Raw genomic sequence first — 10554 nt, forward strand, 5'->3', positions numbered from 1 at the left:
GGCCCGCCGCACGGCAACCCGCCCGGCGGCCCGCCGCAGGGCAACCCGCGCGCCGGTCCGCCGACAGCGACCCGCTCAGCGGTCCGCCGTCGGCCACCGCCCGGCGGTCCACCCCACGCCCGTCCGCCCGGCGAACGCGCCGGTGCGCGCTCGCCACCACCGCACTCACCGCACGGTTGCCGCCGTGTGCTCCTGACGGCCCGTCCGTCGCCGCCCGTCACGCCCTGCCCGACGCTCGCGTCGCCTTCCCGAAGGACCCACCATGGCCACGATCCTCGTCCTGACCGGTAGCCCGTCCGCCCGCTCCCGCACCGCCGCCCTCGCCCGCTACGTCGGCGACGAGCTCGCGCTCGACGGGCACGACGTCGCCGTCCTCGCGCTGCGGGAGCTGCCCGCCGACGCCCTGCTCGGCGCCGACACCGCCGCGCCGGCCATCGCCGCCGCCGTCCGCCAGGTGATCGCGGCCGACGCCGTGGTGGTCGCGACGCCGATCTACAAGGCCTCCTACTCGGGCCTGCTCAAGGTCTTCCTCGACCTGCTGCCGCAGTCCGCCCTCCAGGGCAAGGTCGTCCTCCCGCTGGCGACCGGCGGGACGCTCGCCCACCTGTTGGCGATCGACTACTCGCTGCGCCCCGTCCTCGTGTCCCTGGGCGCCCGGCACATCACCACGGGGCGCTTCGTCCTCGACACCCACATCGACCACACGTCCGGCGGACCCGTGCTCGCGGACGAGGGCACGCGTGAGTGCGTCACCCGGACGGCGGACGCGTTCCGCGCCGCCCTCGGCGAGGTGGGGCGCGTGCCCACGCTCGCGACGGCGTGAGGCGCCGGCCCGCCCACAGGTCCGAGGACACGCGTCCCGTCGAGGACGCCCACTGCCGCCGGTCGCGCGGCTGACCTGCGGGTCTGCCGGCCGTGACCGGCGTCGGACGGGCCTGCCAGCCCGCCCGACGCCTCCCACCGGTTGCCGCCGGTGGGTACGCCGCACCCCGTCCGAGGACGAGGTGCTCTCCATCACGCAAGGAGAAGTATGTCCATCACCACGAGCGAGGCGCTCCTCGCCTCACCCTGGGTCGGCAGCGACCGGCCCGCCACACCCGAGGGCTGGGTCCGGCGCGCCGAGGAGGTCGCCGCGATCCTCGAGGTCGACGCGGTCGAGCGCGACCGTGCCCTGGCCACACCGCACGACGAGGTGCGCCTGCTGAAGCAGGCGGGCCTGGTCACCCTGCTCGGCCCGACGGCGCAGGGGGGCGCCGGGCAGAGCTGGGAGACCGCGTACCAGGTGATCCGACGCGTCGCCGAGGGCGACGGGTCCATCGGCCAGCTCCTCGGCTACCACTACCTGTGGTCGCAGCTGCCGGCGTTCTTCGGCACCGCGGAGCAGGCCGAGCAGATCATCGGGCAGGCGACCCGGGAGGGCTGGTTCTTCGGCGGTGCGGTGAACCCGCGCGACGCCGACCTCACGGCCGTCGACCTCGGGGACGACCTGTCCTTCTCCGGCCGGAAGACGTTCTCGACCGGCTCCAAGGTCTCCGACGTCACGTGGCTCGAGGCGGCCATCGCCGGTCACGAGGAGCACGTCTTCGCGCTCGCGCCGTCGGACCACGCGGGCCTCACGTTCCACGACGGCTGGGACGCGCTCGGTCAGCGCCTGACCGAGTCGGGCAGCGTGAGCATCGACGACGTCGTCCTGCCGTGGTCCGCGGCGCTCGGCTGGGTCGGCAAGGAGTTCCGCCCGCGCACGTACAACACGCTCTGCCTGGTCGCGATCCAGCTCGTGTTCACGAACTTCTACCTGGGCATCGCGCAGGGAGGGCTGCGCACCGCCCTGGCCTACACGCGCGAGCGCACGCGGCCGTGGCCGTACGGCGGCGACAACCGGGAGCGCGCCGTCGACGAGCCGTACATCCTGGACGCCTACGGCGACCTGCAGTCGAAGCTGTGGGCGGCCCAGGCGCTGGGGGACCGCGCCGGCCAGGCGCTCCAGGCGCTGCACGCCGAGTCCGACGCGCTCACGCCCCGGGCACGGGGCGAGGTGGCGGTCCTGGTCGCCGCAGCGAAGCAGCGCGCGGTCGACGTCGGCCTGGAGATCGGCACCCGGATCTACGAGGTCACGGGAGCGCGCGCGACGGCCAGCTCGGTGGGCCTCGACCGGTTCTGGCGCAACGTGCGCACGCACTCGCTGCACGACCCGATCCCGTACAAGCGGCGCGAGGTCGGTGTCTTCGCGCTGCTCGACGAGGTGCCGGAGCCGACCTGGTACACGTGACCGCCGGAGCCTGACCGCCCCCGGGCCGACGCGGCCACCGAGGTCGCCGTCCGGTACGCGCGGAGCGTGCCGGACGGCGACCTCGGTCCGTGGCGGTGGCGCCGCGGCGCGTCACATGCGGGCGGCGTAGGCGTGCAGGGCGTCGCGCACGAAGGTGGCGCCCTCGATCCCGCCGTAGGTCGCCGCGAAGCGCTCGTCGCCGACGTACATGTCGGCCAGCCCGAGCAGGTACTCCTTGGCCGGCCCGCCGTGCCCGTGGCCGGGAGTGCCGGGCACGCCGCTGAGCCAGTCGGCGTGCCGCCGCGCCAGCTCCTGCGCCTCGTCCGACGCCGGGTCGACGCCGCGGGCCGCCGCCTGCGCCCAGTCGCGCGCGAGCCGCGCGGCCCGCTCGCGCCAGACCTCCTGCTCGGCGGGCGTCATGCCGGTCCACCAGCGGTCGCCGGCCGCGTAGGCGTCCTTGCCCCACCGCTCCTCGACCTCGTCGCGGTGCTGCGTGTGGTCGAACCCGTCGAACATGTCCTCGGCCATGAGTCGTCCTCCCTGTTCCAGTGCGGTGATGGTCCGTTCGACCGACGCCGCCTGGCGCGCCAGCCGGCGCTGCTCGGTCCGCAGCGCCCGGAGATGGTCGTGCAGCGCGGCGAGCGCGTCGCGCTCGTCCGCCAGCGCCCCCGCGATGGCGGGCAGCGACAGGCCCAGGTCCCGCAGGACCAGGATCCGCTGCAGCCGGACGAGGGCGTCGACGTCGTAGCGGCGGTAGCCGTTCGCGCCCACCCGGCTCGGCGGCAGCAGCCCGACGTCGTCGTAGTGCCGCAGCGTGCGGCTGGTGACGCCCGTCAGGCGGGCGATCTCCTGGATCGACCAGTCGGTCGTGCTCGGCGCGCTCATCGCGGTGTCCTCCTCCCGGACGGGACCGACGCTAGAGGTTGACGCTACGTCAAGGTCAACCGACGTCTCGACGGGCGCCAGGGGCCGAGTAGCATCGTGGGCACAGGCGTCGACCCGGCCATCACCGGCGAGCCTCCGGAAGAACAGGACGCGCGGCTCGCCGGGCGTCCCCAGTAGAACCGGACGGGTGGGCCCGTCACAGCCTTCACGAGCGGTCGACGTCGGCACACCCCCCGGGGCGGGCCACGGCGGCAAGCGGGGTGGTACCGCGGTGACCGGGAAGCCGGGAGTCGTCCTCGCAGGACTGGCAGCACGTCCGGCCTCCGGCCGGTGCGTGACCCGACCGACGTACCGCCGATGAGCATGGAGCACCCCGCGATGGCCTACCCCCTGCACCGCCCGGACGGCACCCCCGTGCCCGCGTCCCCGGACCTGCCGGCGCTCGAGAAGGACGTGCTGGCGTACTGGCAGCAGGACGGCACGTTCCAGGCCTCGATCGACCAGCGCGAGGCCGGCGAGCACGGGGCCAACGAGTTCGTCTTCTACGACGGACCCCCCTTCGCCAACGGCCTGCCCCACTACGGCCACCTGCTCACGGGCTACGCCAAGGACATCGTCGGCCGCTACCAGACGCAGCGCGGGCACCGCGTCGAGCGCCGCTTCGGCTGGGACACGCACGGCCTGCCCGCCGAGCTCGAGGCGGAGCGGGTCCTGGGCATCACGGACAAGGCCCAGATCGACGAGATGGGCATCGCGGAGTTCAACAAGGTCTGCCGCGAGTCCGTCCTGCGCTACACGGACGAGTGGCGTGACTACGTCACCCGCCAGGCGCGCTGGGTGGACTTCGAGCACGACTACAAGACGCTCGACACGACCTACATGGAGTCGGTCATCTGGGCGTTCCAGCAGCTGTACGACAAGGGCCTGGCCTACGAGGGCTACCGCGTGCTGCCCTACTGCTGGCGCGACGAGACCCCGCTGTCCAACCACGAGCTCCGCATGGACGACGACGTGTACGCCCAGCGTCAGGACCCGGCGCTGACCGTCGGCGTCCGGCTCGAGACCGGCGACCTCGCGCTGCTGTGGACGACGACGCCGTGGACGCTGCCCTCGAACCTCGCGCTCGCGGTCGGTCCCGACATCGACTACGTCCGGGTGTGCCCGGCCCCGGGCTCGCGGCTCGCGGGCGAGGTCGTCGTCCTCGCGGCGAGCCGGCTCGCCGCGTACGCGCGTGAGCTCGGCTCGGTCGACGAGGCCGCCGCGCCCGAGGAGCGGGCGACCGTGCTGGAGCACGTGGCGGGCGCCTCGCTGGTCGGCCGCCGCTACACGCCCCCGTTCGGCTACTTCGCGCGGCACGCGAACGCGCACCAGGTGCTCGCCGGCGACTTCGTCACGACCGAGGACGGCACCGGCATCGTCCACCTCGCGCCCGCCTTCGGCGAGGACGACATGGCCGTGTGCGACGCCGCGGGCATCGCCCCCGTCGTGCCCGTCGACAGCAAGGGCCGCTTCACCGCCGAGGTCCGCGACTACGCCGGCGTGCAGGTCTTCGACGCCAACGCGGAGATCATCGCCGACCTCAAGGCCGGCACCGGCCCGCTCGCCGAGGTCGCCGAGCCGCAGCGCGCCGTCGTCGTGCGGCACGAGACGTACGACCACTCCTACCCGCACTGCTGGCGCTGCCGGAACCCGCTCATCTACCGGGCGGTCTCGAGCTGGTTCGTGCGCGTCACCGAGTTCCGCGACCGGATGGTCGAGCTGAACCAGGAGATCTCCTGGGTGCCCGAGCACATCCGCGACGGCCAGTTCGGCAAGTGGCTCGCGGGCGCCCGCGACTGGTCGATCTCGCGCAACCGCTACTGGGGCACGCCGATCCCGGTGTGGGTCAGCGACGACCCGGCGTACCCGCGCACCGACGTCTACGGCTCGATCGCGGACCTCGAGGCGGACTTCGGCGTGACGGTCACCGACCTGCACCGGCCGTTCATCGACGAGCTCACGCGCCCGAACCCGGACGACCCGACGGGCGCCTCGACCATGCGGCGCATCCCCGACGTGCTCGACGTGTGGTTCGACTCGGGCTCGATGCCGTTCGCCCAGGTGCACTACCCGTTCGAGAACGCGGACTGGTTCGAGCACCACTACCCGGGCGACTTCATCACCGAGTACATCGGTCAGACGCGCGGCTGGTTCTACACGCTGCACGTGCTGGCCACGGCGCTGTTCGACCGGCCCGCGTTCCGCACGTCCGTCTCGCACGGCATCGTGCTGGGCTCGGACGGCCGCAAGATGAGCAAGTCGCTGCGCAACTACCCGGACGTCTCCGAGGTCTTCGACCGCGACGGCTCGGACGCGATGCGCTGGTTCCTCATGGCCTCGCCCATCCTGCGCGGCGGCAACCTCGTGGTGACCGAGGAGGGCATCCGCGACGGCGTCCGCCAGGTCCTCCTGCCGCTGTGGAGCACCTGGTACTTCTTCACGCTCTACGCGGGTGCGGCCGGCGGCGGCGCCGGCTACACGGCCAAGGCCGTCGACGCCGAGCGGGTCGCGTCGCTGCCGCCCATGGACCGCTACGTGCTCGCGCGCACGCGCGACCTCGTCGCGACCGTCACGGGGCGCCTGGACGCGTACGACGTGCCCGGGGCGTGCGAGGCCGTGCGGGAGCACCTCGACGTGCTGACCAACTGGTACGTGCGCACCCAGCGCGACCGCTTCTGGGCCGAGGACGCCGACGCCTTCGACACGCTGTGGACGGCGCTGGAGGTGCTCACCCGCGTCATGGCGCCGCTCGCGCCGCTGACGACGGAGGAGGTCTGGCGCGGCCTGACCGGCGGGCGCAGCGTGCACCTGACGGACTGGCCGGCGCGGTACGCGGTCGACGACGACGCCGCCACCTACGGCGACCCCGCCGGGGCCCACGCCGTCGCGGCCCGCGTCGAGACGGAGCCCGCTCTCGTCGCCGACCCCGAGCTGGTCGCCGCGATGGACGAAGTGCGCGAGGTCGTCTCCGTCGCGCTCGGTCTGCGCAAGGCGAACGGCCTGCGCGTGCGCCAGCCGCTGCGCGAGATCGCGGTCGCGGTCGCGGACCCGGCCGCGCTCGAGCCGTACCGCGACCTGGTCGCGCGCGAGCTCAACGTCAAGCACCTCACGGTCGTCGACCTCGCGGAGGTCGGCCCAGAGGAGCTCGGCATCACCTCCCGCCTGGCGGTCAACGCGCGCGCGGCGGGCCCCCGCCTGGGCCGTCGCGTCCAGGACGTCATCCGCGCGGCGCGCGCGGGGGAGTGGGAGCAGACCGACGGCGCCGTCGTCGTCCGCACCCCGGACGGCCCGGTCCCGCTCGAGCCCGCCGAGTACGAGCTCACGACCGTCGTGGCCGAGGGTGCCGGCGCGGACCGCGTCGCGGCCGTCCTGGCCGGCGGCGGCGTCGTGCTGCTGGACACCGCGCTCGACGACGACCTGCGTGCGGAGGGCTTCGCGCGCGACGTCGTGCGCGCGGTCCAGGACGAGCGCAAGGCCGCCGGGCTCCAGGTCTCGGACCGGATCCGGCTGTCGCTCACCGTCGCCGCGGAGCACGTGCCGGCCGTGGAGGCCCACCGCGCGATGATCGCGGAGGAGACGCTCGCGCTCGAGCTCGAGGTGGCCGCCGGCTCACCCGAGGGCGTCGCCGACGTGCGGGTGGCGCGCGTGGACGGGGCGGACCGATGAGCGGGCTCGGCGGCAGCGACGCGCTGCGCGAGGTCTACGCGGGCATCCTCGACCGGGCGCCGGAGCACGACTTCGAGCCCACGCTCGACCGCATGCGGGAGGTGTGCGACCTGCTCGGCAACCCCGAGCGGGCGTTCCGCGTCGTGCACGTGGGCGGCACCAACGGCAAGACGTCCACGAGCCGCATGGTCGAGCGCCTGCTGCGCGAGCACGGGCTGCGCACCGGGCGGTTCACGAGCCCGCACCTGACGTCGGTCACCGAGCGCATCGCGATCGACGGCGAGCCGGTGAGCGAGGAGCGCTTCGTCGAGCTCTGGCAGGACGTCGCGCCGTACGTCCACATGGTCGACCAGCGCTCGCAGGCGGCGGGCGGGCCGCGGATGAGCTTCTTCGAGGTGCTCACCGTGATGGCGTTCGCGGCCTTCGCGGACGCTCCGGTCGACGTCGCCGTGATCGAGGTGGGCCTCGGCGGGGACTGGGACTCGACCAACGTGGTGCAGTCCGACGTCGCCGTCATCACGCCGATCTCCTACGACCACGAGCGCTGGCTCGGGCACGACCTCGTCGACATCGCGGGCGTCAAGGCCGGCATCGTCAAGGAGGGGTCGACCCTCGTCCTGGCGCAGCAGCGCGAGGAGGCGGAGGGCGTCGTGCTCGCGGCCGCCGCGGAGCGGGGCGCGCGCGTGCTGCGCGAGGGCGTCGACCTCGAGGTCGTGGAGCGCCAGGTCGCCGTCGGCGGCCAGCTCGTGGTGCTGCGGACCGCGGCTGCCGTCTACGCGGACATCTTCCTGCCGCTGCACGGCGCCCACCAGGCGCACAACGCCCTGCTCGCCCTGACGGCGGTCGAGGTGCTGCTGCGCGACGGCGGCGCGCTCGCGGGTCCGACCGTCGAGGCCGCGTTCGCGGGCATGGACTCGCCGGGGCGGCTCGAGGTGGTCCGCACGTCGCCGACCGTCCTGGTCGACGCGGCGCACAACCCCGCCGGCATCGAGGCCCTCTCGCTCGGTGTCCAGGAGGCGTTCGCGTTCGCGCGGCTGGTCGGTGTCGTCGGCGTGCTCGACGACAAGGACGCCGAGCAGATCCTCGCGGGCCTCGAGCCGCTCCTGGACGAGGTCGTGGTCTCGCGCTCGAGCAGCCCGCGCGCGACCGACGTCGAGGAGCTCGCGGAGGTCGCGCGCGAGGTCTTCGGCGAGGACCGCGTGCACGTCGCCGAGCGCCTCGACGAGGCCGTCTCGCTCGCGGCCGAGCTGTCCGAGGCCGGCACGGACGGCTCGCCGACGGGCGCGGGCGTGCTCGTCACCGGCTCGGTCACCATGGCGGCGGAGGCGCGGATCCTGTTCGGCCGCGGCTGACGGCGGTGCCCGTGCACGGATGTGCACACCTGGTGCACGCGTATCCCTTGACCGCCCCGGGGCGGCGTTCGATGCTGGCCTGACGGGGGCAACGGCGTCCCCGCACAGCTCCGGGGGCGCGCGACGACGGCGCCGCGCGTCGCCGGGCCGACGACCGGAGACGCGGGATGAAGAAGCTGATCAACGACCCGGCGCGCGTGGTGGAGGAGTCGGTCGAGGGCTTCGGCCTCGCGCACGCGGACCTCGTGCGAGTCCACACCGACCCGCTCTTCGTGGTCCGCGCCGGTGCGCCGGTGCACGGCAAGGTCGGCCTCGTCAGCGGCGGGGGCAGCGGCCACGAGCCGCTGCACGCCGGCTTCGTCGGCGTCGGGATGCTCGACGCGGCCGTGCCCGGCGCGATGTTCACCTCGCCGACGCCGGACGCCATCGCGCCGGCGACGACCGCCGTCGACGGCGGCGCCGGGGTGCTGCACATCGTCAAGAACTACACAGGTGACGTGCTCAACTTCGAGACGGCCGCCGAGCTGGCCGAGGCCGAGGGCGTCGAGGTCCGGACGGTCGTCGTCGACGACGACGTCGCGGTCGAGGACTCCACGTACACGGCGGGTCGCCGCGGCGTCGCCGGGACGCTCGCCGTGGAGAAGATCGCCGGCGCGGCCGCCGAGCGGGGCGACGACCTCGCGGGCGTCGCGACCGTCGCCGAGCGCGTCGTCGCGTCCGTCCGCTCGATGGGCGTCGCGCTGGCGGCCGGGACGGTCCCGCACGCCGGCACCCCGAGCTTCGAGCTCACGGACCAGGAGATCGAGATCGGGATCGGCATCCACGGCGAGCCGGGTCGGCGCCGCATCCCGATGGCGAGCGCCGACGAGATCACCGAGCTGCTCACGACGCCGGTCATGGACGACCTCGCGGTCGCGCGCGGCGACCGGGTGCTGCTGCTGGTCAACGGCATGGGCGGGACGCCGCTGTCCGAGCTCTACGTCGTCTACCGCGCCGCCCGGCGCCTGCTCGAGGCGCGCGGCGCGGAGGTGACGCGGTCGCTCGTCGGCAGCTACGTCACGTCGCTCGAGATGCAGGGCGCGTCGGTGACCGTGCTGCGCCTGGACGACGAGCTCACGGAGCTGTGGGACGCGCCGGTGATGACGCCGGCCCTGCGCTGGTGATGCCGGCCCAGGGTGCGCGCGGGTCGTGACTCGATCGTGACCTGGCGTGCCGTGCGGCCGCCGGTCGCGTGGCAGGCTGGCGGGTGAGGGGGCCGAAGGCGAACGAGCGGGCGGTACGACACGACCGCGGGCAGGAGGCGACATGGGTCTGGACGCGGCGTGGGCGCAGGAGTGGGTGCGACGGACGGCGGACACCGTCGCCGAGCACCGCGCCGAGCTGAGCGAGCTCGACCGGCAGATCGGCGACGGCGACCACGGCGAGAACCTGAGCCGCGGGTTCACCGCGGTGGTCAAGCGCCTGGACGAGCTCCCCGAGCCGCCCGCCCAGGTGGGTGACGTGCTCAAGCTCGTCGCGACGACCCTCATGTCCACGGTCGGCGGCGCGGCCGGCCCGCTCTACGGCACCGCGTACCTGCGGGCCGCCAAGGTGACGGGCCTCGACGAGCTCGACGCCGGCGCCGTCGTCGCGATGGTCGAGGCGGGTCTCGAGGGCATCGTCGCGCGCGGCAAGGCCCAGCCCGGCGAGAAGACGATGGTGGACGCGTGGACGCCCGCCGCTGCCGCCGCGCAGGCCGCGGCCGCCGAGGGGGCCGACCCCGCCCGGGTGCTCGAGGCCGCGGCCGCCGCTGCGGAGGAGGGTGCCGTGGCCACCGACCCGCTCGTGGCGACCAAGGGCCGCGCCAGCTACCTCGGGGAGCGCAGCGCCGGGCACCGCGACCCGGGCGCCGCGTCGTCCGCCCTGCTGCTGCGGGCCGCCGCGCAGGCGGCAGCCTCCCGATGACCGTCGCCCTCGTGCTCGTCTCGCACTCGGCCCAGGTGGCCGAGGGCACCGCCCGGCTCGCCGGCCAGATGGCGCCCGACGTCAGGCTGGTGCCGGCCGGGGGAGTGCCGGTGGAGGGCCAGGACGAGCTCGGCACGAGCCACGACCGCGTGCTCGAGGCGATCACGGCCGCGCTCGCGGACGACGGCGTCGTGGTCCTGACCGACCTGGGCTCGGCCGTCCTGACCACCGAGGGCGCGCTCGAGTGGCTGGAGGACGACGAGCGCGCGCGCGTCCGGACGCCCGCCGCGCCGTTCGTCGAGGGCGCCGTCGCAGCGGCCGTCGCGGCGCAGCAGGGCGGCGACGTCGACGCGGTCGCCCGGGCGGCGCAGGAGGCCGGCGGGTCGCCGGAGGCGGCGA

At 74.6% G+C, this 10554-nt stretch carries 8 protein-coding genes; 7 read left to right on the forward strand and 1 reads right to left on the reverse strand.

From position 1 onward, the window contains the following. Window positions 1-262 precede the first annotated feature (262 nt). Window positions 263-823 carry an NADPH-dependent FMN reductase gene (gene ssuE / locus IDM29_RS11395; RefSeq protein ID WP_188037541.1) on the forward strand — a complete coding sequence of 187 codons (561 nt, stop codon included), beginning with the start codon at window positions 263-265 and terminating at the stop codon, window positions 821-823. Between the two features lie 207 nt (window positions 824-1030). Next, window positions 1031-2269, forward strand: coding sequence for an acyl-CoA dehydrogenase family protein (locus IDM29_RS11400; protein ID WP_188037542.1), 1239 nt, complete (start codon window positions 1031-1033; stop codon window positions 2267-2269). Between the two features lie 111 nt (window positions 2270-2380). On the opposite strand, the gene IDM29_RS11405 is transcribed toward IDM29_RS11400, so the two are convergent. Next, window positions 2381-3154 carry a MerR family transcriptional regulator gene (locus tag IDM29_RS11405; RefSeq protein WP_188037543.1) on the reverse strand — a complete coding sequence of 258 codons (774 nt, stop codon included), beginning with the start codon at window positions 3152-3154 and terminating at the stop codon, window positions 2381-2383. Between the two features lie 378 nt (window positions 3155-3532). Between IDM29_RS11405 and ileS the strand changes: the two genes are divergently transcribed. The 5 genes from ileS to dhaM form a co-directional block, all read left to right on the forward strand. Then, on the forward strand, window positions 3533-6859 hold the full coding sequence (gene ileS / locus IDM29_RS11410) for an isoleucine--tRNA ligase (RefSeq protein WP_188037545.1): 3327 nt from the start codon (window positions 3533-3535) through the stop codon (window positions 6857-6859). Then, window positions 6856-8211, forward strand: coding sequence for a folylpolyglutamate synthase/dihydrofolate synthase family protein (locus IDM29_RS11415; RefSeq protein WP_182113538.1), 1356 nt, complete (start codon window positions 6856-6858; stop codon window positions 8209-8211). The genes ileS and IDM29_RS11415 overlap by 4 nt, the downstream gene beginning before the upstream one ends. A 167-nt stretch (window positions 8212-8378) precedes the next feature. Continuing rightward, complete coding sequence (gene dhaK, locus IDM29_RS11420) at window positions 8379-9374, forward strand: dihydroxyacetone kinase subunit DhaK (protein WP_182113539.1); 996 nt, start codon at window positions 8379-8381, stop codon at window positions 9372-9374. A 142-nt stretch (window positions 9375-9516) separates the two neighbouring features. Beyond that, window positions 9517-10155: a dihydroxyacetone kinase subunit DhaL gene (dhaL, locus tag IDM29_RS11425; RefSeq protein WP_182113540.1), complete on the forward strand. Its 639-nt coding sequence runs from the start codon at window positions 9517-9519 to the stop codon at window positions 10153-10155. Continuing rightward, the coding region (gene dhaM / locus IDM29_RS11430) for a dihydroxyacetone kinase phosphoryl donor subunit DhaM (protein ID WP_188037544.1) at window positions 10152-10554 on the forward strand (403 nt) is incomplete at its 3' end. The genes dhaL and dhaM, both read left to right, overlap by 4 nt.

Origin of the sequence: Actinotalea sp. JY-7885, assembly GCF_014525465.1 — a bacterium.
Taxonomy (GTDB): Bacteria; Actinomycetota; Actinomycetes; order Actinomycetales; family Cellulomonadaceae; genus Actinotalea.

Excerpts from the sequence above, each read along its gene's own strand:
- ssuE (WP_188037541.1), top strand. The coding sequence starts at position 263 with ATGGCCACGATCCTCGTCCTGACCGGTAGCCCGTCCGCCCGCTCCCGC.
- IDM29_RS11400 (WP_188037542.1), top strand. The coding sequence starts at position 1,031 with ATGTCCATCACCACGAGCGAGGCGCTCCTCGCCTCACCCTGGGTCGGC.
- IDM29_RS11405 (WP_188037543.1), bottom strand. The coding sequence starts at position 3,154 with ATGAGCGCGCCGAGCACGACCGACTGGTCGATCCAGGAGATCGCCCGC.
- ileS (WP_188037545.1), top strand. The coding sequence starts at position 3,533 with ATGGCCTACCCCCTGCACCGCCCGGACGGCACCCCCGTGCCCGCGTCC.
- IDM29_RS11415 (WP_182113538.1), top strand. The coding sequence starts at position 6,856 with ATGAGCGGGCTCGGCGGCAGCGACGCGCTGCGCGAGGTCTACGCGGGC.
- dhaK (WP_182113539.1), top strand. The coding sequence starts at position 8,379 with ATGAAGAAGCTGATCAACGACCCGGCGCGCGTGGTGGAGGAGTCGGTC.
- dhaL (WP_182113540.1), top strand. The coding sequence starts at position 9,517 with ATGGGTCTGGACGCGGCGTGGGCGCAGGAGTGGGTGCGACGGACGGCG.